Annotated in this window: 21 protein-coding genes and 2 pseudogenes; 11 read left to right on the top strand and 12 right to left on the bottom strand. The window is 68.6% G+C overall.

The annotated features are described in order from the left end of the window. Positions 1–139: 139 nt before the first annotated feature. A pseudogene (locus tag ACIO3P_RS12255) lies at positions 140–523 on the top strand (VOC family protein); the annotation flags it as partial. A 45-nt stretch (positions 524–568) separates the two neighbouring features. Here ACIO3P_RS12255 and ACIO3P_RS12250 read toward each other — a convergent pair. The 3 genes and pseudogenes from ACIO3P_RS12250 to ACIO3P_RS12240 all read right to left on the bottom strand — a co-directional run. Then, positions 569–775, bottom strand: a pseudogene (locus ACIO3P_RS12250) (methyltransferase domain-containing protein); the annotation flags it as partial. Beyond that, a complete protein-coding gene (locus ACIO3P_RS12245) occupies positions 736–975 on the bottom strand; it encodes a hypothetical protein (RefSeq protein WP_329822839.1) in 240 nt (79 codons plus the stop codon). The pseudogene ACIO3P_RS12250 and the gene ACIO3P_RS12245, both read right to left, overlap by 40 nt. Before the next feature lie 128 nt (positions 976–1,103). Beyond that, complete coding sequence (locus ACIO3P_RS12240) at positions 1,104–1,673, bottom strand: winged helix-turn-helix domain-containing protein (RefSeq protein WP_401849126.1); 570 nt, start codon at positions 1,671–1,673, stop codon at positions 1,104–1,106. 111 nt (positions 1,674–1,784) lie between these two features. Here ACIO3P_RS12240 and def point away from each other — a divergent pair, with 111 nt between their 5' ends. Then, positions 1,785–2,447, top strand: a complete 663-nt coding sequence (gene def, locus ACIO3P_RS12235) for a peptide deformylase (RefSeq protein ID WP_401849125.1) — start codon at positions 1,785–1,787, stop codon at positions 2,445–2,447. Between the two features lie 58 nt (positions 2,448–2,505). Here def and ACIO3P_RS12230 read toward each other — a convergent pair whose 3' ends face one another. Continuing rightward, a complete protein-coding gene (locus tag ACIO3P_RS12230) occupies positions 2,506–3,417 on the bottom strand; it encodes an SDR family NAD(P)-dependent oxidoreductase (protein WP_401849124.1) in 912 nt (303 codons plus the stop codon). Positions 3,418–3,468: 51 nt separating this feature from the next. On the opposite strand from ACIO3P_RS12230, the gene ACIO3P_RS12225 reads away from it, so the two are divergent. Continuing rightward, positions 3,469–4,119: a TetR/AcrR family transcriptional regulator gene (locus tag ACIO3P_RS12225; RefSeq protein WP_401849122.1), complete on the top strand. Its 651-nt coding sequence runs from the start codon at positions 3,469–3,471 to the stop codon at positions 4,117–4,119. Between the two features lie 63 nt (positions 4,120–4,182). Here the strand turns inward: ACIO3P_RS12225 and dnaB are convergent, their stop codons facing one another. Next, positions 4,183–5,643 carry a replicative DNA helicase gene (gene dnaB / locus ACIO3P_RS12220; protein ID WP_401794046.1) on the bottom strand — a complete coding sequence of 487 codons (1,461 nt, stop codon included), beginning with the start codon at positions 5,641–5,643 and terminating at the stop codon, positions 4,183–4,185. A gap of 440 nt (positions 5,644–6,083) precedes the next feature. Here dnaB and ACIO3P_RS12215 point away from each other — a divergent pair, with 440 nt between their 5' ends. After that, a complete protein-coding gene (locus tag ACIO3P_RS12215; protein WP_401793512.1) occupies positions 6,084–7,421 on the top strand; it encodes an MATE family efflux transporter in 1,338 nt (445 codons plus the stop codon). A 169-nt stretch (positions 7,422–7,590) separates the two neighbouring features. On the opposite strand, the gene rplI is transcribed toward ACIO3P_RS12215, so the two are convergent. The 4 genes from rplI to rpsF all read right to left on the bottom strand — a co-directional run bounded on the left by rplI (position 7,591) and on the right by rpsF (position 9,293). Then, positions 7,591–8,037, bottom strand: a complete 447-nt coding sequence (gene rplI / locus ACIO3P_RS12210; RefSeq protein ID WP_329822833.1) for a 50S ribosomal protein L9 — start codon at positions 8,035–8,037, stop codon at positions 7,591–7,593. Between the two features lie 18 nt (positions 8,038–8,055). Beyond that, a complete protein-coding gene (rpsR, locus tag ACIO3P_RS12205) occupies positions 8,056–8,292 on the bottom strand; it encodes a 30S ribosomal protein S18 (protein WP_003967857.1) in 237 nt (78 codons plus the stop codon). A gap of 43 nt (positions 8,293–8,335) precedes the next feature. Then, entirely contained in the window at positions 8,336–8,929 is a 594-nt protein-coding gene (locus ACIO3P_RS12200) for a single-stranded DNA-binding protein (protein WP_329822832.1), read from the bottom strand. A 73-nt stretch (positions 8,930–9,002) separates the two neighbouring features. Beyond that, positions 9,003–9,293: a 30S ribosomal protein S6 gene (rpsF, locus tag ACIO3P_RS12195; protein ID WP_006604399.1), complete on the bottom strand. Its 291-nt coding sequence runs from the start codon at positions 9,291–9,293 to the stop codon at positions 9,003–9,005. A gap of 271 nt (positions 9,294–9,564) precedes the next feature. On the opposite strand from rpsF, the gene ACIO3P_RS12190 reads away from it, so the two are divergent. From ACIO3P_RS12190 to ACIO3P_RS12180, 3 genes are all read left to right on the top strand, one after another. Further along, positions 9,565–9,879: a hypothetical protein gene (locus tag ACIO3P_RS12190; protein WP_329822831.1), complete on the top strand. Its 315-nt coding sequence runs from the start codon at positions 9,565–9,567 to the stop codon at positions 9,877–9,879. A 215-nt stretch (positions 9,880–10,094) separates the two neighbouring features. After that, complete coding sequence (locus ACIO3P_RS12185) at positions 10,095–11,213, top strand: peptidoglycan bridge formation glycyltransferase FemA/FemB family protein (RefSeq protein ID WP_329822830.1); 1,119 nt, start codon at positions 10,095–10,097, stop codon at positions 11,211–11,213. Between the two features lie 168 nt (positions 11,214–11,381). Beyond that, the gene (locus ACIO3P_RS12180) at positions 11,382–12,413 is read left to right on the top strand and encodes an alanine racemase (RefSeq protein ID WP_329822829.1); all 1,032 of its coding nucleotides are present in this window, start codon (positions 11,382–11,384) and stop codon (positions 12,411–12,413) included. A 141-nt stretch (positions 12,414–12,554) separates the two neighbouring features. Here the strand turns inward: ACIO3P_RS12180 and ACIO3P_RS12175 are convergent, their stop codons facing one another. Together ACIO3P_RS12175 and ACIO3P_RS12170 are read right to left on the bottom strand one after the other, a co-directional pair. Beyond that, entirely contained in the window at positions 12,555–14,075 is a 1,521-nt protein-coding gene (locus tag ACIO3P_RS12175; RefSeq protein WP_329822828.1) for a glycosyltransferase 87 family protein, read from the bottom strand. A gap of 197 nt (positions 14,076–14,272) precedes the next feature. Next, positions 14,273–16,939: a transglycosylase domain-containing protein gene (locus ACIO3P_RS12170; RefSeq protein WP_401849121.1), complete on the bottom strand. Its 2,667-nt coding sequence runs from the start codon at positions 16,937–16,939 to the stop codon at positions 14,273–14,275. 380 nt (positions 16,940–17,319) lie between these two features. On the opposite strand from ACIO3P_RS12170, the gene ACIO3P_RS12165 reads away from it, so the two are divergent. The 3 genes from ACIO3P_RS12165 (at position 17,320) to ACIO3P_RS12155 (ending at position 20,595) form a co-directional block, all read left to right on the top strand. Next, entirely contained in the window at positions 17,320–18,030 is a 711-nt protein-coding gene (locus ACIO3P_RS12165) for a PadR family transcriptional regulator (RefSeq protein ID WP_329822826.1), read from the top strand. Positions 18,031–18,090: 60 nt separating this feature from the next. Then, entirely contained in the window at positions 18,091–19,173 is a 1,083-nt protein-coding gene (locus tag ACIO3P_RS12160; RefSeq protein ID WP_329822825.1) for an inositol-3-phosphate synthase, read from the top strand. Positions 19,174–19,332: 159 nt separating this feature from the next. Beyond that, positions 19,333–20,595, top strand: a complete 1,263-nt coding sequence (locus ACIO3P_RS12155) for an MFS transporter (protein ID WP_401849119.1) — start codon at positions 19,333–19,335, stop codon at positions 20,593–20,595. 60 nt (positions 20,596–20,655) lie between these two features. Here ACIO3P_RS12155 and ACIO3P_RS12150 read toward each other — a convergent pair whose 3' ends face one another. Then, positions 20,656–22,125, bottom strand: coding sequence for a CCA tRNA nucleotidyltransferase (locus ACIO3P_RS12150; RefSeq protein ID WP_329822823.1), 1,470 nt, complete (start codon positions 22,123–22,125; stop codon positions 20,656–20,658). Positions 22,126–22,334: 209 nt separating this feature from the next. Here ACIO3P_RS12150 and ACIO3P_RS12145 point away from each other — a divergent pair, with 209 nt between their 5' ends. Continuing rightward, the gene (locus ACIO3P_RS12145; protein ID WP_329822822.1) at positions 22,335–24,842 is read left to right on the top strand and encodes a DUF6049 family protein; all 2,508 of its coding nucleotides are present in this window, start codon (positions 22,335–22,337) and stop codon (positions 24,840–24,842) included. Positions 24,843–24,861: the final 19 nt, after the last annotated feature.

Genomic DNA, 24,861 nt, shown 5'->3' with positions numbered 1-24,861 from the left:
ATCTACCCATGCGGTACCGCCACGTCGACCGCATTTCGCGCTGTGCCGACACCCCCGCCACCCACGCGCCGTCAGGAACCGGACACCGCACGGCAAAACCCGCTGGACAGGTCCGACAGCAGTCACCACAGTGACCCGCATGACTTCTCTCGTACGCCACATATCGATCGACTGCGCCGACACCTACGCCCTGGGCAACTTCTGGGCCAAGGTCCTCGGTGCCTCCCTCGCCGACGACGACCTGCCCGGGGACTCGGAAGCTCTCCTCGAAGCCCGAGGCGTCACGCTGCTGTTCATCGCCGTCCCCGACGACAAAACCACCAAGAACAGGGTCCACTTCGATCTCCAGCCCCAGGAGCACACCCGCGACGAGGAGGTCGAACGCGTCCTCGCCCTGGGCGCCACCCTCGTGGCCGACCACCGCCGCCCCGACGGCCTGGGCTGGGTGACCCTCGCGGACCCCGAGGGCAACGAATTCTGCGTGGAGCGCAGCGCCGCCGAACGAGCGGCCAGGCCCGGCTCACCGACGTGACACCTCTTCGGCGGAAGGCGCGGCGGCGGGTGCCGACGGTGTCGTGGCGGCGGCACGCTCCAGAGCGGTCCGGGAGACGTCGACCGCGGTGACCTGCCGGCCGCGCCTGGTCGGCCAGATCGCGTCGGCGCCTTCACCGCGTCCCACGTCGAGCGCCTGCCCTGGCGGCAGACCGGTGATCTCGGTGACGAGCACTGGTGAGGTCAGATGCCGTGACGCCGGTCGCCCATGGCCAGTTCGCACAGGCGGGCTTCCGACGCGGCGGAGAAGGGCTCGTGCGGGGCCTCCCGCGCGGCACGGCGCGCGTCCTCGGCGACGGGATCGGCAGTGACCGCTCCTGCGGCGCCCGAGCCCGAAGGGGCGGCCGCGAGCACGCTCGTGGCGGGCCCGTCGGGGCTGCCCGTATTCCGGCCATCAGTACCGCGTTGGGGTCGTTGGGTCATCGTGACCACCTCCGCCAGCAACTTCCCCCATCCATGACGGGCTGACAATGTTCTTTGCGGAAAGCGCAAGGACCCGATCCCCATTCGCCCGAGGGGTACCACCGGCGAGGCCATCCCTGATCAGATCCTCAGGGGCGCTCCGTCGCGTCGGGAAGCAGGGGAAACAGCCGGGTGATGAGGGCCACCGGCCGCGCGGTGTCCGGCCTGGCCAGGGGGCGTTGTTCGCGGTCCTGGTAGGGCGCGAGCGCCCGCCGGATCGTGTCCGCGACCCGGCTCATCTCCTCAGGCGTCAGATAGGCGACGGCGCTGAAGGCTTCGTCGTGACGCCACTCGGCCGGCGCCCGGTCCCGCTGGGTCAGCCACCGCTGCCAGCTCTCGTCCTCCAGCCCCCGGGCCAGGTCGCCGAACGGCTCCACCGACGGCGCGTCGGCAGCGCTGTGGCGCTGCCGCAGACGCCAGGGGCGTGCGCGGCCCCCGCTGTGGGGGGCCTCCTCGACGTAACCGTGGCGTGCGAGCTGCCGCAGGTGGAAGGAGCACAGGCCGGAGCTGTGCCCCAGCCGGGAGGCGGCCTCGGTCGCCGTGACGGTGCCCACGTCGGCGAGCAGGTCCAGCAGGGCTGTGCGGACCTCGTGCTCGCGGAGTTCGCCCCCGGCGTCGCGTGCCCGGTCGCGGGAGGTGTTGACGTCATCTTCAGTCACTTTGCAAACTCTGCTACTTTGCAAAGGACTTGGCAAGCGGTCCTCGCTCGAAGGCACCGGGCCACGGTGACGTCCACGGCATCCGCCGCGTACACAGAAGAGGAGACAGTGATGTCTGTTCGGCACGAGGGGCCCCGGCCCCTCGACCGGCGAGTCCACTTACAGGGCCGCCCCGTCGACTCCTATCCGGCCCGGTCACCGGAGGCGGAACGCGGTTCGGTACGCCGCGTCACCATGGTGGGTGAGGAGATTCTGAGCCGCCCGTGCCAGGACGTGACCGAGTTCGGCTCCCCCGAACTGTCGGCGCTGATCGACGACATGTTCGTGACGATGTACGTGGCCGACGGTGCCGGACTGGCCGCCAACCAGGTGGACGTCGGCCTCCGGCTGTTCGTGTACGACTGCCCGGACGACCACGGGGTCCGGCATGTCGGCCACATCGTCAACCCGGTTCTGGAACTCCCCGATCCGGGCAACCGGCGGCTCCTGGACGACTTCGAGGGCTGTCTGTCCGTGCCCGGCGCCACCATGGAGGTCCCCCGTACGGATCACGCCGTCGTGCGCGGGCTCGACAAGGACGGCAGCCCCCTCGTCATCGAAGGAACGGGCTACTTCGCACGCTGCCTTCAGCACGAGACCGACCACCTCCTCGGCCACACGTATCTCGACCGCCTCTCCAGACGGGACCGCAAGGACGCGCTGCGGACCATGGCGGAGCGCCGTGAGGACGTCCTCGCCCAGCGCGCCGTCAAAGCCGCCGAGCTCGGCCGATAAGACAAACGCACCTCGTGTGCGGGACGGAGCCCAACGGGGCGGAGCCCAACGGGAACCTCTAGGACCGGGCATGGCCCACCCGGCAGCCCCGGGGTGCGACCGCGGTGGCTCCCTTCGGGTGGTGGCGGCGCAGGTTGGCGGCGAGGACACGGTCGAGCGTACGGTCGGACAGCATCGGGCCCAGACGCATGATCAGGGCGGCATCCCGGCCGGCGGTGTAGCGGGTGCGCGGCCTGCGGGTCGTCACGGCCTTCGCGATGACCCGGGCGGCGGCGTCGGCGGTCAGGCCCGACGCGGTACCCGAGGCCATCAAGCTGTTGTTCGCCCGCACCAGGGCGCCGTAACGCTCGTCCTGCTCCGGTGTCATCCCGGCGGCCAGGTCGTTCGCCGTCGCGATCCCCCGGGCGGCGATCTCCGTACGGACGCCGCCGGGCTCGACCACGACCACCTGGACGCCCAGCGGCGCGACCTCCCGGCGGAGCGAGTCGCTGACCGCTTCCAGGGCGAACTTCGCGCCGGCGTACGCGCCGTATGTGGCCATGGCGTACTTGCCGCCGATCGAGCTGATGTTGACCACCCGGCCCTTGCCGCTCAGCAGCGCGGGCAGGAGCGCCTGGGTGACGGCGATGTGGCCGAACAGGTTGACCTCGAACACCCGCCGCCACTCCGCCATCGGCAGGGCCTCGACCGGGGCGTTCACCTGGACACCGGCGTTGTTGACGAGCGCGTGCAGTGCGCGCGGGTCGTCGGTGACCCGCGCGGCGAGTGCCTCCACGCGCTCGGGCTCGGTGATGTCGAGGATGACCGGTTCGATGCCGGTCGACCGGATGGCGTCGGCGTCACGGTCGCGTCGCACGCCGGCCAGGACATGGAACCCCCGGCGAGCCAGTTCGCGGGCGGCCGACGCGCCCATGCCCGTGGAGGCCCCGGTCACGACGATCAGCTTCTGAGTTTCAGATGACGTTGTCACCTCTACTACGCTAACAGTTCAGATGACACCGTCAACTGTATGATGGACGCCATGGTCACCCGCGCGGAATCCGCCGCCGCCACCCGCCGCGCACTCCTCGACGCGGCCGCCGAACTCCTCGACCTCGGCGGCCCCGAAGCGGTCACCCTGCGCGAAGTGGGCGCACGGGCAGGCGTGTCACGGGGCGCGCCCTACCGGCACTTCACCGGCAAGGACAGCCTGCTGACCACCATCGCGACCGAGAGCTGGCAACGCATCGCCGACCAGATCCACACCCTGCGCACCGACCCGGCCCTCACGGACTCCGAAAAGCTGCACGGCGCGCTCCACACCCTCATCACCGTCGCCCGCGACCAACCGCACCTCTACCAGATGCTGTTCAGGCGCACCGGACACCGCCCCGAAGACCTCGCCGAAGGACTCGACCGCGTCCGGCGTCAGCTCTGCGGACCCGCGGACACCCCGACCGCAGACCGCATCCGCGCGGCCGGACACTTCCAGGACGAGTTCCTGGCCATCGTCACCGACCTCACCGGCGAACGGAACACACGGCACTACGGCGCCCTGCTGCTCACCAGCACCCACGGCATCGCGGACATGGAACTCAGCGGCCACTTGGCCACGGACAGCCTGCGCACCACCGCCGACGAGCTCATCGACACCCTCGTCCGCGTAGCCGCCGACGCCGGAAAAACGGCATAGCAACACCCACACCCCGCCGACACGCACCCCCTCGGCGGCACCGGCGAACCTACGACCAGGGGCTCAGGTCTGCGCCATGTCCACGAAACGCGAGTAGTGCCCCTGGAACGCCACCGTGATCGTCGCCGTCGGACCGTTACGGTGCTTCGCCACGATGAGGTCCGCCTCGCCCGCGCGCGGCGACTCCTTCTCGTACGCGTCCTCACGGTGCAACAGGATCACCATGTCCGCGTCCTGCTCGATCGAGCCCGACTCACGCAGGTCGGAGACCATCGGCTTCTTGTCCGTACGCTGCTCAGGGCCACGGTTGAGCTGCGACAGCGCGATCACCGGCAGCTCCAACTCCTTGGCCAGCAGCTTCAGGTTTCGCGACATGTCCGAGACCTCCTGCTGGCGGCTCTCGGCCCGCTTCGAACCACCCGACTGCATGAGCTGCAGATAGTCGATGACCACCAGGCGGATGTCATTGCGCTGCTTGAGACGCCGGCACTTCGCCCGGATCTCCATCATCGACAGGTTCGGCGAGTCGTCGATGTACAGCGGCGCCTGCGAGATGTCCGGCATCCGGCGGGCCAGCCGCGTCCAGTCCTCGTCCGTCATCGTGCCCGACCGCATATGGTGCAGCGCCACCCGCGCCTCCGCCGACAGCAGACGCATCGCGATCTCGTTCCGCCCCATCTCCAGGGAGAAGATCACACTCGGCAGATTGTTCTTGATGGACGCCGCCCGCGCGAAGTCCAGCGCCAGCGTGGACTTACCCATGGCCGGACGGGCCGCGATGACAATCATCTGGCCGGGGTGAAGACCGTTCGTCAGCGAGTCGAAGTCCGTGAAGCCGGTCGGCACACCGGTCATCTCACCGCTGCGCGAACCGATCGCCTCGATCTCGTCGAGCGCACCCTCCATGATGTCGCCCAGCGGCAGATAGTCCTCGCTCGTCCGCTGCTCCGTGACGGCGTAGATCTCGGCCTGCGCGGAGTTGACGATCTCATCGACATCCCCGTCAGCCGCATACCCCATCTGTGTGATCTTCGTACCCGCCTCCACGAGCCGGCGCAGCACCGCCCGCTCGTGCACGATCTCCGCGTAGTACGACGCGTTCGCCGCCGTGGGCACCGACTGGACGAGCGTGTGCAGATACGAGGCCCCGCCGACCCGGCCGATCTCACCGCGCTTGACCAACTCGGCCGCCACCGTGATCGGGTCGGCCGGCTCACCCTTGGCATAGAGGTCGAGAATCGCCTGGAAGACCGTCTCGTGGGCCGGACGGTAGAAGTCATGGCCCTTGATGATCTCCACGACATCGGCGATCGCGTCCTTCGACAGCAGCATGCCGCCGAGGACCGACTGCTCCGCGTCGAGATCCTGCGGAGGCACCCGCTCGAACCCTCCGGAACCGCCGTCCCAGGGGCCGCTCTCGCTGCCCCGCTCGTGCTGCTCCTCGCGGCCCCGGCCCTCCCCACGGCGCTGCCGGGAGACAGGCAGACGGTCGCTGGGACCGGTGTCGGTCCAGGGGTCGTCCAACGGCTCGGGAATGCTCACCGGCCACCTCCTCATGTCCGCTCAGCGGACCTCGCCGTGCCACTCTTTGTACGGCACGACACTGACAAAACGAGAGGTCTGACTCCGGTTCCGGCGCGTCGGACGCCGGTCCACGGTAGGCCCGCCGGCGACGTCAGCCAATCTTGTTATCCACAGGCCATGTGGACGAGAGACCAGATGCTGTGGAGAACATGGGCGAACCTGTGCACGGACCGGGGGACAGCGCTGTGGACAAAGTCATACTGGCCTTACCACACCACCTTTGACCTGGTCTTTTTCCATCCACCGGCTGTGGGGGAGAAAAACTTTCCCGACTGGACCAAGATCAGTGGAACCGGCGCACAACCGATCCTTCAACGGAGCCAAAAGTAAGGATCACAAGTCCCTTGCATCACTTACCTGTGGAAGATTAGGTTGACCGCATGACACAGGCCCCTTCGGCATCCAGGACAGGACGGCGACGGCACGATCGCGAGATCGTCGCGCTCGCCGTTCCGGCCTTCGGGGCCCTCGTGGCCGAGCCGCTCTTCGTGATGTTCGACAGCGCGATCGTCGGCCATCTCGGCACCCCGCAACTCGCCGGACTGGGCATCGCGGCGGCCCTGCTGACGACCGCCGTCTCCGTCTTCGTCTTTCTCGCCTACGCCACCACCGCGGCCGTCGCCCGGCGGGTCGGCGCGGGCGATCTGCCGGCCGCCATCCGTCAGGGGATGGACGGCATCTGGCTGGCCCTCCTGCTCGGTGCCGTCGTCGTCGCGGTGACCCTGCCCGCCGCGCCGTGGCTCATCGGGCTCTTCGGCGCCTCGGACACCGCCGCACCGTACGCCGTCACCTATCTGCGGATCTCCAGCCTCGGCATCCCGGCCATGCTGGTGGTACTGGCCGCCACCGGTGTGCTGCGCGGGCTCCAGGACACGCGTACGCCGCTGTACGTCGCCATCGGCGGGTTCGGCGCCAACGCGGCGCTCAATGTCGCGCTCGTCTACGGCGCCGGCCTCGGCATCGCCGGCTCCGCCTGGGGCACGGTGATCGCCCAGTGCGCCATGGCCGCCGTCTATCTGGTCGTCGTCGTACGGGGAGCGCGTCGGCACGGCGCGTCGCTGCGGCCCGACGCGGCGGGGATACGGGCCAGCGCACAGGCCGGGGCCCCGCTGCTGGTCCGTACGCTCTCGCTGCGGGCGGTTCTGATGATCGCCACGGCGGTCGCGGCGCGGCTCGGGGACGCGGACATCGCGGCGCATCAGATTCTTCTGTCGCTGTGGAGTCTGATGGCGTTCGCGCTCGATGCGATCGCCATCGCGGGGCAGGCCATCATCGGCCGCTATCTCGGGGCGGGGGACACCAAGGGCGCCCGGGAGGTGTGCCGTCGCATGGTGCAGTGGGGGATCGTGTCGGGTGTGCTGCTGGGTGTTCTGATCGTCGCCGCACGCCCGTTGTTCATTCCGCTGTTCACGGGGGACCCCGCGGTGCGGGAGACGCTGCTGCCGGCTCTGCTGGTGGTGGCGGTGACACAGCCGCTCGCGGGGATCGTGTTCGTGCTGGACGGTGTGCTGATGGGCGCGGGGGACGGTCCGTATCTCGCCGGGGCCATGGTGGTGACGCTGGCGGTCTTCGCGCCGGTCGCTCTGCTCGTGCCGGTTCTGGGGGGCGGACTGACGGCCCTCTGGTGGGCTATGGGGCTGATGATGGCGGTCCGCATGCTGACGCTCTGGCTGCGGAGCCGTTCGGGCCGGTGGCTGGTCACGGGCGCCACGCGCTGACGTACACGTCCCGGGCCGCCGTTTCACGTGAAACACCCGGTGTGCCCGTTTCACGTGAAACATGGCTGCGGCGAAGGAGCTGTAGTGACAGAACCGCAGGGACAGAGAAGAGGGCCGTATCCCGGTGGGGATACGGCCCTCTTCCTGCGTACTCTGCCGAGCGTGTCGCCTAGGCGGAGACGACCTCGATGCCGAGCTTCGCGGCGACCTCGGGGTGCAGACGCACGGACACCTGGTGCGAGCCCAGGGTCTTGATCGGCGAGCCGAGTTCGATGCGACGCTTGTCGACGTCCGGGCCACCGGCGGACTTGATCGCCGAGGCGAGGTCAGCCGGGGTGACGGAGCCGAAGAGGCGGCCGGCGTCGCCGGAGCGAACGGCCAGACGCACCTTCACGCCTTCGAGGCGGGCCTTGATCTCGTTGGCCTGCTCGATGGTCGCGATCTCGTGGATCTTGCGGGCGCGGCGGATCTGCGCCACGTCCTTCTCGCCACCCTTGGTCCAGCGGATCGCGAAACCACGCGGGACCAGGTAGTTGCGAGCGTAGCCGTCCTTGACGTCGACGACGTCGCCGGCGGCGCCGAGGCCGGAGACCTCGTGAGTGAGGATGATCTTCATGATTCGGTCACCCTCCCCTTATCGCGCGGTGGACGTGTAGGGCAGCAGCGCCATCTCACGGCTGTTCTTGACGGCCGTGGCGACGTCACGCTGGTGCTGCGTGCAGTTGCCGGTGACGCGGCGGGCACGGATCTTGCCACGGTCGGAAATGAACTTCCGCAGCATGTTCGTGTCCTTGTAGTCCACGTACTGGGTCTTGTCCTTGCAGAATGCGCAGACCTTCTTCTTAGGCTTGCGCACAGGCGGCTTCGCCATGGTGTTTCTCCTGTGTGATCAAGAAGTGGGGTACGAGCCCGCCCTAGAAGGGCGGCTCGTCCGAGTAGCCGCCGCCGGAGCTTCCGCCCCAGCCGCCTCCATTGCCCCCGCCGCTCTGCGGCTGCTGGCCGCCGCCGGCCGGCGCGCTGGTGGCCCACGGGTCGTCGGCGGGAGCACCGCCGCCGCCCTGCTGGCCACCACCACCGGAGCCGCCGCCCCAGTTTCCGCCGCCGCCCTGCTGGCCGCCGCCGTAACCACCCTGGCCACCGCGACCGGTGGTCTTGGTGACCTTGGCCGTGGCGTTCTTCAGGCTGGGGCCGACTTCCTCGACATCCAGCTCGTAGACCGTGCGCTTGACGCCCTCGCGGTCCTCGTAGGACCGCTGCTTCAGCCGGCCCTGCACGACGACGCGCATGCCTCGCTGGAGCGATTCGGCGACGTTCTCCGCCGCCTGCCGCCAGACCGAGCAGGTGAGGAACAGGCTTTCGCCGTCCTTCCACTCATTGGTCTGCCGGTCGAAGGTGCGGGGAGTGGACGCGACGCGGAACTTCGCGACCGCCGCACCGGACGGGGTGAAGCGCAGCTCGGGGTCGTCGACGAGATTGCCGACGACCGTGATGACGGTCTCGCCTGCCATGGGTGAACCTCTCGGCGGGGATTGCTTCTGGCTGCTTGCTGCTACTCGGACCCGATGACGCTGAGCTGGAGGCTCAGTGGGTCTCGGGGCGGAGGACCTTGGTCCGGAGGACCGACTCGTTCAGGTTCATCTGTCGGTCGAGCTCCTTGACGACCGCAGGCTCGGCCTGGAGGTCGATGACCGAGTAGATGCCCTCGGGCTTCTTCTTGATCTCGTAAGAGAGACGACGACGGCCCCAGGTGTCGACCTTCTCGACCTTTCCGTTGCCCTCACGGACGACGGAGAGGAAGTTCTCGATCAGCGGGGAGACAGCTCGCTCCTCGAGATCGGGGTCGAGGATGACCATCACCTCGTAGTGACGCATGTGGAACCCACCTCCTTTGGACTCAGCGGCCACGGTCGTTCCGTGGCAGGAGGGTCGTGATGCGTGAGCAACGGTATCGGCCGCCACTGACAATCCGGCTCGTCGGACGAGGGGATCGTGTTCTGGTCAGGGCAGACACCGGTGCAGACCGTACAGACTACCCGCACGGTGGCTTCCTGTTGAAATCCTGCTGCCTGCGGGCGCAATCTGTACACATCGGGTGTGCGCGGCGCTACGATGCGCCGCCTCCGGCAAGGCCAGGAGGTGCCAGATGGCACAGGCAATGCGACCGAACCCCTCCACGTCCCTTTTCTCGACGGACGGGAAGTCCCATCCGCTTCAGGACACCCTGATGGTGGTGACGCTGGCGCTGGGTCTCCTCGCGTTCGTCACGGCGTTCTTCCACCAGTTGCATCTGATCAGCTCGTGGGCGGGGCTGGTGGGGATCCTGACGGGTGGGTACGGGCAGTTCATCTCCGTGACGACACGCGAGCGGTTCCTGCTCATCATCGGGCTGGGCGCTTCGGCGGTCGGCTTCTTCCTCGGTATGGCGCACGGTGGTCTGTTCGGCGGGGTGATCGGTTAGGGGTCCCGTTCGATCCGGCGTGGTCCGCGTGGTCCGGCGTGATCCGCGTGATCCGAACGAGGGCCCTGGGGGCCTGTCCCGCGGGCCGGGCCCCCGGAACATCTCCGTCGGCTCGGCCGAGGGCCAGACGGGGCGCTCCATCGGCGCAGTAGGCTTCGGCGCGAGAGCCGGAGCCCCTGTATCGATGGGGACACACCTGCCGAGGAGCGCCCCGTATGAGTCTGACCCTGAGGACCATCAGCCGTGAGCAGCATCTGGCGTATATCCAGAGTCTGCCCGCGGCGAGTCATTGCCAGGTCCCGGCGTGGGCTGATGTGAAGACGGAGTGGCGCTCCGAGAATCTGGGCTGGTTCGACAAGAACGGTGAGCTGGTCGGTGCGGGGCTGGTGCTGTACCGGCAGTTGCCGAAGATCAAGCGGTATCTGGCGTATCTGCCCGAGGGTCCGGTGCTGAATTGGTATGCGCCGAATCTGGACGAGTGGCTTCAGCCGATGCTGGCTCATCTGAAGCATCAGGGTGCTTTCTCGGTGAAGATGGGGCCTCCGGTGGTTATCCGGCGGTGGAATGCGGCGGCGATCAAGTCGGGTATTCAGGATCCGGATGTGAAACGGCTGCGTGATGTCGAGGCGTCGCACATCGAGCCGCGTGCTTTCGAGGTGTCGGACCGGCTGCGCAAGATGGGGTGGCAGCAGGGGGAGGACGGGGGTGCGGGCTTCGGTGACGTCCAGCCGCGTTATGTCTTCCAGGTGCCTTTGGCCAATCGTTCGCTGGATGATGTGCTGAAGGGGTTCAATCAGCTCTGGCGGCGCAACATCAAGAAGGCCGAGAAGGCCGGTGTCGATGTGGTGCAGGGGAGTTACGAGGATCTCGGTGAGTGGCAGCGGTTGTACGAGATCACGGCGGAGCGGGATCATTTCCGGCCGCGGCCGTTGTCGTACTTCGAGCGTATGTGGAGTGTGCTGAACGCCGAGGACCCGAATCGGATGCGGTTGTATTTCGCGCGTCATGAGGGTGAGAACGTGGCGGCGGCGACGATGCTGATCGTCGGTGGTCATGTCTGGTATTCGTACGGTGCTTCGGCGAATCACAAGCGTGAGGTGCGGCCTTCGAACGCGATGCAGTGGCGGATGCTGCGGGACGCGTATGCGATGGGTGCGACGGTGTACGACCTGCGGGGTATTTCCGATTCGCTCGACGAGACCGATCACCTTTTCGGTCTGATTCAGTTCAAGGTGGGTACGGGCGGCGAGGCGGTCGAGTACATCGGCGAGTGGGATTTCCCGCTGAACAAGCTGCTCCACAAGGCGCTCGACATGTACATGTCGCGCCGTTGACCGGTTGATGTGCCGCCGGAGGTTTCCGGCGGCGGTCCGGGGCGGATCCTTCTGGTAGGGCCGGTTGGGCCGTCCCGACCCGTAAGACGATTCCCGTAAGACGATTCATATTCTTATCCACCGCAGCACTCTGATCACCGCAGCCGAGAGAAAGGTTCCGGACCGGCAATGGCGCTCTCCCTCTACGTCGACACCGCGCGCTGGCGGGCGCACCAGAAGTCGGTCATCGAGCAGTTCCCGGGGCTCGTCCCGGTCTGCAAGGGCAATGGCTACGGCTTCAGTCATGAACGGCTCTCCGACGAGACCACGCGTTTCGGGTCCGACACGCTGGCTGTGGGCACGATTTATGAGGCCGCGCGCATAAAGGACTGGTTCAGCGGCGATCTGCTGGTGCTCACGCCGTTCCGGCGGGGCGAGGAGCCGGTGCCGCTGCCGGACCGGGTGGTGCGCTCGGTCTCGTCCGTGGACGGCGTGTACGCCCTGGTGGGCGCCCGTGTGGTCATCGAGTGCATGAGCTCGATGAAGCGCCACGGGGTGAAGGAGGAGGAGCTGGGGCAGCTCCACGCCGCCATAGAGGACGTACGGCTGGAGGGCTTCGCCCTGCATCTTCCGCTGGACCGTACGGACGGCTCCGACGCGGTCGAGGAAGTCATAGCGTGGATGGACCGGCTGCGGGCGGCGCGCCTTCCGCTGCACACGATGTTCGTGAGTCATCTCGCGGCGTCCGAGCTGGCGCGGCTCCAGCAGCAGTTCCCGCAGACGCGGTTCCGGGCGCGGATCGGCACGCGGCTGTGGCTGGGTGACCACGAGGCGACCGAGTACCGGGGTTCGGTGCTGGACGTGACGCGGGTCGCCAAGGGCGACCGGTTCGGTTACCGGCAGCAGAAGGCCGCGTCCGACGGCTGGCTGGTGGTCGTGGCGGGGGGTACGTCGCACGGTGTGGGGCTGGAGGCCCCGAAGGCGCTGCACGGGGTGATGCCGCGGGCGAAGGGGGTCGCGCGGGCGGGTCTGGCGACGGTGAACAGGAATCTGTCTCCGTTCGTCTGGGACGGGAAGCAGCGCTGGTTCGCGGAGCCGCCGCACATGCAGGTGTCGATCCTGTTCGTGCCGTCGGACGCGCAGGAGCCGAGGGTCGGGGACGAGTTGGTGGCGCATCTGCGCCATACGACGACGCAGTTCGACCGGCTCGTGGACCGCTGACCGCGGCGCTCGCCCTGGCCCCGCGCCGGCCCCCGTAACGCCGAAGGCTCCCCCCGCGTCCACGCGCGAGGGGAGCCTTCAGTCGTTTCCCGAGCTCCCGGGTTCCCGAGTTCCCGAGGTGGTCAGCCGGTGTCGCGGTGGTCAGCCGAAGTCGGGTGAGCGCTCCTGGGCGGGCGGCAGGCTCTTGCGGACCCCCCATTCGAGCTTGACCCCGCCGAAGTGGGTGGCGGGCGTTCCGGCGGGCTCCGGTGCGGCTCTGCCGAGCACGAAGCGGTCCTCGGCGCCGTCCAGGACGCCTCCGGAGGGGTCGTCCGTGCCGTCGGTGCGTACGCCGTCCCGTTCGGGCAGGAGGATGTCCCGTACGACCAGGGCGCAGAGGTAGAGCGTGCCGAGCAGGTGCAGGGCGATGGCGAGCTGGTAGCCCTCGGTGGGCAGTCCCTTGTGGGCGTCGCCGCTGGTCGTGTACGCGAGGTACATCCAGATGCCGAGGTAGTACATGACCTCGCACGCCTGCCAGATGAGGAAGTCGCGCCAGCGGGGGCGGGCCAGGGCGGCGAGCGGGATGAGCCAGAGGACGTACTGCGGCGAGTAGACCTTGTTGGTGAGGATGAACGCGGCGACGACGAGGAAGGCGAGCTGGGCGAAGCGTGGCCGGCGGGGCGCGGTGAGGGCGAGGGCGCCGATGCCCGCGCAGGCCAGCACCATGAGGACCATGGCGTACGTGTTGACGGTGCTGACGTCGATGGACCGGCCGGTGCGCTGGGTGATGATCAGCCAGAAGGAGCCGAAGTCGATCTGCCGTTCCTGGCTGAAGGTGTAGAACTTCTTCCACCCCTCGGGGGCGAGCAGCATCACGGGCAGGTTCACCGCCAGCCAGGCGGTGGCGGCTCCCATGAGGGCCGTGCCGTACGCGCGGTAGCGGCCGGCTCGCCAGCACAGGACGAGCAGCGGCCCCAGGACGAGTGCGGGGTAGAGCTTGGCGGCGGTGGCGAGCCCGATGAGGATGCCGAAGGCCAGGGTGCGGCCGCGGGACCACATGAGCATGGCGGCGGCGGTGAGGGCGACGGCCAGCAGGTCCCAGTTGATGGTGGCGGTGAGCGCGAAGGCGGGCGCCAGGGCGACCAGGAGGGCGTCCCAGGGGCGGCGGCGGTGGGTGCGGGCGACGCAGACGGCGATGACGGCGGCGCAGATCATGAGCATGCCCGCGTTGACCATCCAGTACATCTGCTCGCGGTACTGGAGGGAGCCGCCGGGGGTGAGCCAGGAGGCGACCTCCATGAAGAGGCCGGTCAGGACGGGGTACTCCAGGTACTGCATGTCGCCGCTGAGCCGGTCGAAGTACGGCACGAGGTTGTCGGCGAAGCCGCGCCCGATGAAGAGGTGCGGGATGTCCGAGTAGCAGGCGTGGGTGTACTGGGAGCTGGCTCCGCGGAACCAGGCCCAGTTGTAGCAGGGCATCTTCTGCACCATGCCGAGTGCGAACATGCCGATCGCCACCAGTGCGACGGCGCGTACGGGGGAGAGCCGGCCGCTGCCCGGCCAGGCCCAGCGTCCGGCGGGGCCGCCGATCAGTTCGCTGCCGGCCGCGGCGATCTCGTCCCGCCGGGTGGGCGCCACGTCCGGCCGGTCCTGGTGCACGGTTGTCTCTTCTGCGCTCGGCATGGCGTCCATCCTGCCGTATGCCGCTGTGGGCGGTGCGGGCCTGTGGACGACGCGAGGGCCGCCGCACCGTACGTACGTGTATCTGTACGTATCCGGTGCGACGGCCCTCGCGGGTGTCGCGGGCGGCCCCTCCGCCTGTGGAGGCGGCCTGTGCGGCGGCTGCGGCGGCTTCGGGTGCCGGAGAGGTCTCCGGCGTGTCAGCCGAAGATGCCCCCGCCTCCCGAGTCTTCCGTTTCCTCACTGGACGGTGAGGGCGAGGTGGTCTCCCCGCCGTCGCCGCCCCCGCCTGGGCCGCCGTTGCCGTTGCCCTGGTTGGTGTTCCCCTGGTTGTTGTTGCCCTGGTTGGCGCAGCCGAAGATGTTGTTGCAGGACTCCGTGTCGGAGGGGCTCGGCGGCGGCGCCTGCTCGCTCTCGGTCTCCGTCGGGGTCGCTGACGGGCTCTCGGAGTCGCTCGGCGACGGGCTGTCGCTCGGCGACGGGGTCGGGGACGCGGCGCCGCCTCCGTAGACCGCCTCACCGATGGGCTCGGGCTTGGGGAACTTCTCGACGGGCTTCCCCTTGAGCGCCTGCGTCATGTAGTCCTGCCAGATCTCGGCCGGGAACGACGCGCCGTGGATCTTGTCCTGATTACCAGTACCGAACATCTCCTCGAACTGACGCTTCGTGTTCTTCGCGTCGTCGTCCATCCGGTACATGTCGATGGCGGTGGAGAGTTGCGGGGTGTAGCCCACGAACCAGGCCGACTTGTTGCCGTCGGTGGTACCGGTCTTGCCGGCGACCTCACGGCCGGGGAGCTGCGCGCTGCTTCCCGTACCGCCGTCCTTCACGACGTCCGTCAGCACGTCGGTGACGTTGTCCGCGACATTGGAGGGGAAGGCATTGGTCGCCGTCGCCTTGTGCTGGTAGATGACCTCGCCCTCCTTCAGCACCTTGTCGACGGAGTACGGGTCGCGCTGCTTGCCGCTGGCGGCGAAGGTGGCGTAGGAACTGGCCATCCGGATGGCACTCGGGTCGGAGATGCCGAGCGAGAACGAGGGAACGCTGGACTTGCTGAGGGATTCGGGGAGCAGACCCGCGTTGATGGCCGCCTGGCGCACCTGGTCGATCCCGACGTCCATGCCGAGCTGGACGAAGGGCGAGTTGGCGGACTGCTTCATGGCCTCACGCAGGTCGATGTCGCCGTAGTCGCGGCCGCCGTCGTTGGTCTGGAGCCACTCCTTGCCCTCTTCGTTGGTCCAGATCGACCCGTCGTATTCCTTGATCTTCAGTTTGTTGTCGCCGTTGTAGGTGGCCTTGTCGGGCGAGACCTGTGTGCGCTGTTCGTCGGTCTGCTGCGGAGGGAGTTTCGGGTCGCGCTTGCCGTGTTCCATGGCCGCGGCTAGCACGAACGGCTTGAAGGTCGATCCGACCTGGGCGCCGGTCTGGTCGGCGTTGTTGGTGAAGTGCTTGGTGGCGTCCTCGCCGCCGTAGATGGCGACGATCTTTCCGCTGGCCGGCTCGACCGAGGCGCCGCCGAACTGGACGTGGGTGTCGGTCTTCGGACGCTTCTCGGGGTCGATGTTGGCGTCGTAGACCTTCTTGACCGACTTCTCCAGCTCTTCGACCTTCTTCTTGTTGAAGGTCGTGTGGATCTCGTAGCCGCCCGCGGTGAGGTCGTCGGCCGTGATGTCCCGGTCGTTGTTGTTGACGAAGTTCGCCTTGGCGAGGTCGACCAGGTATCCGATCTGGCCGCCGAGGTCGCCGGACTTCTTCGGCGGGTCCGGCATCGGGAACTCGGTGTACTTGGCGCGTTCGGTCGCGTCGAGGAGCTTGTCATCCACCATGCCGTCGAGGATCGACTTCCAGCGGATCTCGGCCCGCTTCCTGTTCGCCTCGGGAGTGGCGTTCCGGTTGAGCTCGGGGGCGCCGGCCGGGTCGTAGAGGGTCGCGCCCTTGAGCAGCGAGGCGAGGAAGGCGCACTCGCTCGCGTTGAGCTCGTCGGCGTCCTTGCCGTAGTACGTACGGGCCGCGGCCTGGATGCCCCAGGAGTTGCGCCCGTAGTACGACGTGTTCAGGTACCCCTCCATGATCTTTTCTTTGTCCATGTCCGCGCCGACCCGCATGGAGATGAAGAGTTCCTTGAACTTACGGCTGAAGGTCTGGCTCTGGTCTCCCAGCCGGGCGTTCTTGACGTACTGCTGGGTGATGGTGGAGCCACCCTGCGTGTCGCCGCCCATGGCCATGTTGAACACGGCGCGGCCCATGCCCTTGAAGTCGACGCCGGGGTCGTTCCAGAAGGTCTTGTTCTCGGCGGAGACCACCGCGTTCTGCATGTTCTTGGGGATCTGGCTGATGTTGATGATCTGCCGGTTGACCGCGCCGTCGGCGGCTGCCATCTGGGTGCCGTCGTCCCAGTAGTAGACGTTCTTCTGAGCCTCCGACGCCTTCTGGACGTCGGGGACCTCGACCATGGCGTACGCGACGGTCCCGGCGGCCAGGACGGACCCGACGAAGGCGATACTCAGCCCGGTGGTCTGCTTCCAGGAGGGCACCCAGCGGCGCCAGCCGTACTTGTTGTACCGCGGGTAGTCGATGAACCGCTTCTTGCGCGGTTCCTCGTCCCCGGCTCCGCCGCCGCGTCGGCCTCCGCCGCCACCGCCCGCGCCACCGCCCTCGGCCCCGCGTCGGCGTCCGCCGCGCTGGGCGGCGCGTCTGGCCTCGGCACGCCCGCCGTAGGCGGGCTCCTCCTCGTATCCCTCGGCATGGGAGACCGTGGTCTCCCGCGAAGGGGCTGCACGGCGACCGGACGGCTGCTGGGCCGCACGCCTGGACGCGGCACGGCCGCCACCTGGTGGCTGCGGCGTTTTGCGACGGTGCTCGCTCATCGAACGACTACTCCTCGGGCAGGCGTGTACGCCTGGAAGCGGCAGTTGGGTTCCGGTCCCCCGAAATGAATACGGACCGGCCCGGCATAGGGCTCATCCGACATGCATCCGGTGAACCGACAGTCTTGACGTTCATGGACGTCGCTGGGTTCCCGGTGGTCTGCATGCCGCACAGACTACGCACGGTCAAACCCCTCCGAGAGCTGAAGTTCACCCTAAATCAGGCAAGTTGCATCATGAGAATCCGGGATGTGACGCCGTTCACTAAAGCCCCCCTTGTCCCCACCGTCTCTCCGATCTATCGTCGGGATGTATCGAGTCGATACATCGGTTCGGCATAAGAGTCCGGGACGGTGTCCTGGACCGTGGAGGAGGCGAGGGTGAGCAGACGCTCGGGCATTCTTGAGTTCGCTGTCCTCGGCCTGCTCCGCGAGTCCCCCATGCACGGCTATGAGCTGCGGAAACGGCTCAACACCTCGCTGGGGATCTTCCGTGCCTTCAGTTACGGGACGCTCTATCCCTGCCTCAAGACGCTGGTTGCCAACGGCTGGTTGATCGAGGAACCGGGCAGCGCCCCGGAGGACGCGCTCGCCGCCTCCCTCGCGGGGCGCCGGGCCAAGATCGTTTATCGGCTCACGGCCGACGGCAAGGAGCACTTCGAGGAGCTGCTGTCGCACACCGGCCCCGACGCCTGGGAGGACGAGCACTTCGCTGCTCGGTTCGCCTTCTTCGGGCAGACGGAGCGCGATGTGCGCATGCGGGTGCTGGAGGGCCGCCGGAGCAGGCTGGAGGAGCGCCTCGAAAAGATGCGCGCCTCCCTGGCCCGTACCCGTGAGCGGCTCGACGACTACACGCTCGAACTGCAGCGCCACGGCATGGAGTCCGTGGAGCGCGAGGTGCGCTGGCTGAACGAGCTGATCGAGAGTGAGCGGGCAGGGCGGGATCAGATGCGGTCCGGCCCCGAGGAGCCCGTCGAGCAGGAAGCCGGAGAAGCGGACGGCCTGCCCCGGCACCGGGACGCCGCGTCTTCCGGGGGTACGCCCCCGGGACGTCCAGGACCGCCGGATCCGTCCGCGGACCCCACCAAGTGAGGCCCTGCACCTCCGCAGGGTTTCATCACGAACGCTGAGATCACACAGGGAGCAACCGCAATGGGTTCGGTTCGCGTAGCCATCGTCGGTGTGGGCAACTGCGCCGCCTCGCTGGTGCAGGGTGTCGAGTACTACAAGGACGCCGACCCGGCGGGCAAGGTCCCGGGTCTGATGCACGTCCAGTTCGGCGAGTACCACGTACGGGACATCGAGTTCGTGGCCGCGTTCGACGTGGACGCGAAGAAGGTCGGCCTCGACCTCTCGGACGCCATCGGTGCCAGCGAGAACAACACCATCAAGATCTGTGACGTGCCCTCCACGGGCATCACGGTCCAGCGCGGCCACACCCTCGACGGTCTGGGCAAGTACTACCGCCAGACGATCGAGGAGTCCCCCGAGGCCCCCGCGGACATCGTCCGGACCCTCAAGGACAAGCAGGTCGACGTCCTGGTCTGCTACCTGCCCGTGGGCTCCGACGACGCCGCGAAGTACTACGCGCAGTGCGCCATCGACGCCAAGGTCGCCTTCGTCAACGCCCTCCCGGTCTTCATCGCCGGCACGAAGGAGTGGGCGGACAAGTTCACCGAGGCCGGCGTCCCGATCGTCGGTGACGACATCAAGTCGCAGGTCGGCGCCACGATCACGCACCGCGTCATGGCGAAGCTCTTCGAGGACCGGGGCGTCGTCCTGGACCGCACGATGCAGCTCAACGTCGGCGGCAACATGGACTTCAAGAACATGCTGGAGCGCGAGCGCCTGGAGTCCAAGAAGATCTCCAAGACGCAGGCCGTCACCTCCCAGATCCCCGACCGCGACCTGGGCGCCGACAACGTCCACATCGGCCCGTCGGACTACGTGGCCTGGCTCGACGACCGCAAGTGGGCCTACGTCCGCCTTGAGGGCCGCGCCTTCGGCGACGTCCCGCTGAACCTGGAGTACAAGCTGGAGGTCTGGGACTCCCCGAACTCCGCGGGCGTCATCATCGACGCCGTGCGCGCCGCGAAGATCGCCAAGGACCGCGGCATCGGCGGCCCGATCCTCTCCGCGTCGTCGTACTTCATGAAGTCCCCGCCCGTGCAGTACTTCGACGACCAGGCGCGTGAGAACGTCGAGAAGTTCATCGCCGGCGAGGTCGAGCGCTAACACCTCCGCGCACCCCGCACCGGTCACACCGGCCGCGGTGGTCACGGCAGTTGCGGCAGTTGCGTTCCGTGCGACCGGCCGTACGAGAAGGGGCACCGGGCCATCAGGTCCGGTGCCCCTCTCGCGTCCGCCGGCGGTACGTATGTGACGCTGGCCCACATGCCTGTCGTACGGGATCTGCGCTTACTCCTGCGTCTCAGGGACTTCCGCCGACTGCTCGCGGTCCGGCTGCTCTCCCAGGCGGCCGACGGCGTCTTCCAGGTCGCGCTCGCCGCGTACGTCGTCTTCTCCCCCGAGAAACAGACCTCGCCCGCCGCCATCGCCTCCGCGATGGCCGTACTGCTGCTGCCCTACTCGCTGGTCGGCCCGTTCGCCGGAGTGCTCCTCGACCGCTGGCAGCGCCGCCAGGTCTTCCTGTACGGGAACCTGCTGCGCGCCCTGCTGGCCGGGTGCACGGCGCTGCTGATCCTGGCGTCCGTACCCGACTGGCTCTTCTACGCCTCGGCGCTCTCCGTGACCGCCGTCAACCGGTTCGTGCTCGCAGGGCTCTCGGCGGCCCTGCCCCGGGTCGTCGACGACGAGCGCCTCGTCCTGGCGAACTCGCTCTCCCCCACCGCCGGTACCCTCGCCGCGACCGCGGGCGGCGGGCTCGCCCTCGCCGTACGGCTGACCGCAGCCGACTCGGACGCCGCCGTGATGCTGCTGGGCGCCGTCCTCTACTTCTGCTCGGCGCTCACCTCGCTGCTGCTGGCCCGCGAACTGCTCGGCCCCGAGCACGCGCTCGTACAGCCCCGGCTGGGGGCCGCGCTCACCTCCACCGCGCAGGGGCTCGCCGACGGACTGCGTCATCTCGCCGAGCGGCGCCCGGCGGCGGGCGCGCTGGCCGCCATGACGGTGATGCGCTTCTGCTACGGGGCGCTGACGGTGATGGTGCTGATGCTCTGCCGCTACGCCTGGACGGACCGGGAGTCCGACGGCCTGGCGCTGCTCGGGCTCGCCCTCGGAATCTCCGGCGCGGGGTTCTTCGCGGCGGCGCTCCTCACCCCGTGGGCGGTGGGCCGGCTCGGGGCGCCCGGATGGATGGCGCTCTGCGCCACGGCGGCGGCCGTGCTCGAACCGGCGCTCGGGCTGCCTTTCGCGCCCGTACCGCTGATGGCCGCCGCGTTCCTCCTCGGTCTGATCACCCAGGGCGCGAAGATCGCAACCGACACCGTGGTGCAGACAACGGTGGACGACGACTTCCGCGGCCGGGTCTTCTCCCTCTACGACGTTCTGTTCAATGTCGCCTTCGTGGGCGCCGCCGCGGTGGCCGCGCTGATGCTGCCGCCGGACGGACGGTCCGCGCCGCTGGTGGTGATGGTCGCGCTTCTCTACGCGGCCGTCGCGGCGGCCCTGACACGCGGGAGGCGGTGTTTCACGTGAAACACCGCCTCCCGGGGAACCGCGCTCGGGTGATGTTTCACGTGAAACATCACCCGAGCGTCATCCGTTCTGCGCCGCCCACCACTCCTTGAGCGCGGCGACGGCCGCGTCCTTCTCCATGGGGCCGTTCTCCAGCCGCAGCTCCAGCAGGAAGGTGTACGCCGCGCCGATCACCGGCCCGGGGCCGACATCCAGGATCTCCATGATCTGGTTGCCGTCCAGGTCCGGCCTGATGGCGTCGAGCTGCTCCTGCTCCTGGAGCTGGGCGATGCGCTCCTCCAGGCCGTCGTAGGCACGGGAGAGCGCGTTCGCCTTGCGCTTGTTGCGGGTGGTGCAGTCGGAGCGGGTCAGCTTGTGGAGCCTGCTCAGCAGCGGGCCCGCGTCGCGTACGTACCGGCGGACCGCCGAGTCGGTCCATTCGCCCGTCCCGTAGCCGTGGAAGCGCAGATGCAGCTCGACCAGACGGGAGACGTCCTTCACCATCTCGTTGGAGTACTTGAGCGCGGTCATCCGCTTCTTGGTCATCTTCGCGCCCACCATCTCGTGGTGGTGAAAGGAGACCCGGCCGTCCTTCTCGAAGCGCCGGGTGCGGGGCTTGCCGATGTCGTGCAGGAGCGCGGCCAGCCGCAGCACCAGGTCCGGTCCGTCCTCCTCCAGGTCGATGGCCTGCTCCAGAACGGTCAGCGAGTGCTCGTAGACGTCCTTGTGACGGTGGTGCTCGTCGCTCTCCAGCCGCAGCGCCGGCAGCTCGGGCAGGATCCGTTCGGCGAGCCCGGTGTCGACGAGCAGCGCCAGCCCCTGGCGCGGGTGAGCGGCGAGGATCAGCTTGTTCAGCTCGTCCCGGACCCGCTCGGCGGAGACGATCTCGATACGTCCGGACATGTCCTTCATGGCCGCGACGACCTCCGGCGCCACCTCGAAGTCCAACTGCGCGGCGAAGCGCGCGGCCCGCAGCATCCGCAGCGGATCGTCGGAGAAGGACTCCTGCGGGGTACCGGGCGTGCGCAGCACCTGGGCCGCGAGGTCCTCCAGCCCGCCGTACGGATCGATGAACTCCTTCCGCGGGAGGGCCACGGCCATCGCGTTGACCGTGAAGTCCCGGCGTACGAGGTCCTCCTCGATGGAGTCGCCGTAGGACACCTCGGGTTTGCGTGACGTACGGTCGTACGCTTCCGAGCGGTACGTGGTGACCTCGATCTGGAAGCGCTGATCCACGTCCCCGACGCGGGCGTCCTTCTGGCAGCCGACCGTCCCGAAGGCGATCCCGACCTCCCACACCGCGTCCGCCCAGGGCCGCACGATCTTCAGTACGTCCTCGGGGCGGGCGTCGGTCGTGAAATCCAGGTCGTTGCCGAGCCTGCCCAGCAGGGCGTCCCTGACCGAGCCTCCGACCAGGGCGAGACCGAAACCGGCCTCCTGGAAACGGCGGGCGAGATCGTCGGCGACGGGGGACACCCGCAGCAGTTCGCTGACCGCGCGGTGCTGCACCTGGCTGAGTGCACTGGGGTTGTCTTCATTGGCTTTCGGCACAACAGAAAAGGGTACGTGCCGTGGCTCATCCGGTCGTCCCCGTTTCCGGGCTCCCCTCCGATTCACGGGTTTACGGCAGCGCATGAGATTCTTCCGATCATGTGGAGCAGTCCCCAGCACTTCGCCACAGCGCACATCGTTACCATGCGTGGACGCAGCAACCGACAACCACCAACGGCAGCAGACGATGACGAGGGACGGGCGAGCGCGTGGCCGAGGCGGCAGACTTCCAGGGGACGGGCCATTCCGCTGCCCGCCGATGGCTGCGGCGCACAGCCTCCCTCCTCGCCGGGGTACCGCTCATGGCGAGTCTGCTGGCCGGTACGACGGCTCCCGCGGCCCAGGGGGCGACACAGGCCACCGGGGGCCGTACGGTCCGTGTGGCGCTCGACACACTCGCGCCCAGCGCCCCGGTGAAGGGCGACACGCTCACCATCTCGGGGACCGTGACCAACGAGGGCAAGAACACCGTCAACGGCGCGCAGGTGGATCTGCGGGTCGGGCCGCGGATGGCCGGCCGGACCGCCATCGACGACGCCGCGGCGCGCTCCGGCGTCTCGGGTGACGTGGCCCCGATCGGCGGGGCGTACAAGGTCGTCATCCCGAAGCTCCCGGCCGGGATCCCGCAGGACTTCGCCCTGTCCGTCCCCGTCAGCAAGCTGGGGCTCGACGAGGACGGGGTCTACCAGCTCGGCGTCTCGGTGACGGGGCAGACCTCGGCCGCCCCGTACGACCAGGTGCTGGGTGTCCAGCGCACCTTCCTGCCCTGGCAGCCCGAAGGGACGGACAAGAAGACCCAGGTCACCGCGTTGTGGCCGCTGATCTCGTCGACGCATCTCTCCGCCGAGACCGGGCGGGACGATCAGCAGACCCCGGTCTTCGAGAACGACGACCTGGCCGAGGAGCTGGCGCCCGGCGGACGGCTGGAGCAAATGGTCTCCCTCGGCAGCCGGCTCCCGGTGACGTGGGTGATCGATCCCGATCTGATCGCCACCGCCGACGCCATGACCAGGAACTACAGCGTCAGAAGCGGCGACACGACGGTGCCGGGCCGCAACCAGGCCGTGGCGGTCAAGTGGCTCGACTCGCTGGAGAAGGCGGTCAAGGCCGGCAAGGTCGTCGCGCTGCCGTTCGCCGATCCGGACCTGGCCTCGCTCGCCCACCGCGGCAAGAGCGTCTCCGGCGCCCTCAGCCATCTCCAGCCGGCCACCGACGTGGCCGACGACACGGTGGAGACCGTCCTCCACGTCAAGCCGTCCGTGGACTTCGCCTGGCCGGTGGACGGCGCGATCGACCCGTCGATCGTCGATGTGGCGACCTCCGCGGGCGCCCACAAGGTCATCACCCGCAGTGACAGCCTCCAGGACAACCTCTCGTACACCCCGAACGCCGCACGGCCGATCGGCGGCGGCACGACGGCCGTCGTCGCGGACTACCGGCTCTCGACCGCCTTCCAGGGCGACATGTCGGCGGCGAGCAGCTCCACCCTCGCCGTCCAGAAGTTCCTGGCCCAGTCGCTGGCCGTGACGCTCCAGGAGCCCGACAACGAGCGCAACGTCGTGGTCGCGCCGCAGCGGACGCCGACGGCGGCCCAGGCGCAGTCGATGGCGCGCGCGCTGCGCGCCCTGGAGCCCGAGCGCTGGACGGAGCCGACGGACCTGATCGCGGCGGCCGCGGTCGGCCCGGACGCGGACGCCACCACGAAGGTGCCGGGCGCCTCCCACTACCCGAAGAAGCTGCGCGCCCAGGAACTGCCGACCCGGACGTTCCTCGACATCAAGAACACGCAGGACCGCTTCGACAAGTTCAAGGCCATCCTCACCGCACCGGACCGGGTCGCCGCCCCCTTCGGCAACGCGATCAGCCGGGCGATGTCGACGTCCTGGCGCGGGGACCCGGACGGCGCCCAGCAGTACCGGGAAACGGTCGACACCTATCTGCAGAGCCTCACCGACGAGGTGCGGCTCATCCCCAAGTCCGTGCTCACCCTGTCCGGGCGCAGCGCGACGATCCCGGTGACCGTCCAGAACCAACTGCTCCAGGGCGTGCAGAACCTGGTGCTGCGCCTGAAGTCGGACAACCCGACCCGGCTGAAGCTCGACGGTGATCTGGCCGTCGCGGAACGACCGATCAAGATCGACGGCGGGCACAGCCAGTCGGTGAAGTTCACCGGCGCGGGCAACGCCAACGGGCCGGTGCAGGTGACCGCCCAGCTCTACACGGTGGACGGCAAGCTGTACGGCGGCCCGATGACCTTCCAGGTGAAGGTCTCGGAGATCACGCCCACCGTGATGCTCGTCATCGCGGGCGGTGTGCTGCTGCTGGTCCTCGCCGGGGTGAAGATGTACAGCCAGCGCAAGCGGGCCGTGGCCCGTAAGGCGGGCGCCGGGCCCGCGGACGGCGACGGCGGCGAGAGCGGCGACGACGGCCCGCAGGACGGCAACGGCGACGGTGACCGGGGCGGCCTGGAGGACACGGACGCCACCGGGCCGGATCCCACCGGGCCCGGCACCGCCGGACCGCACGCCACCGGATCCGACACCACCGGGCCCGAAGCCGACGGTCCGGACCCCAACGGGGACCCGCACGGCACGAAGAACACGGCCGCCACGAAGGCCGTCGAGGACACAGATCCCGGGCAGCCGAGTGACCCGACACCGGACACCGGTCCGGAAAGCGCGGACGCGTCGGGCGCGGGTGAGAAAGTGGACCGTTGAGCGATGTCGTGGCCGGTCG

It is taken from the genome of Streptomyces sp. NPDC087310 (genome assembly GCF_044744405.1).
In the GTDB taxonomy this organism is placed as follows: domain Bacteria; phylum Actinomycetota; class Actinomycetes; order Streptomycetales; family Streptomycetaceae; genus Streptomyces.
The sequence above is the reverse complement of the archived record's forward strand: the minus strand, read 5'-3'. Positions and strand labels throughout refer to the sequence as shown.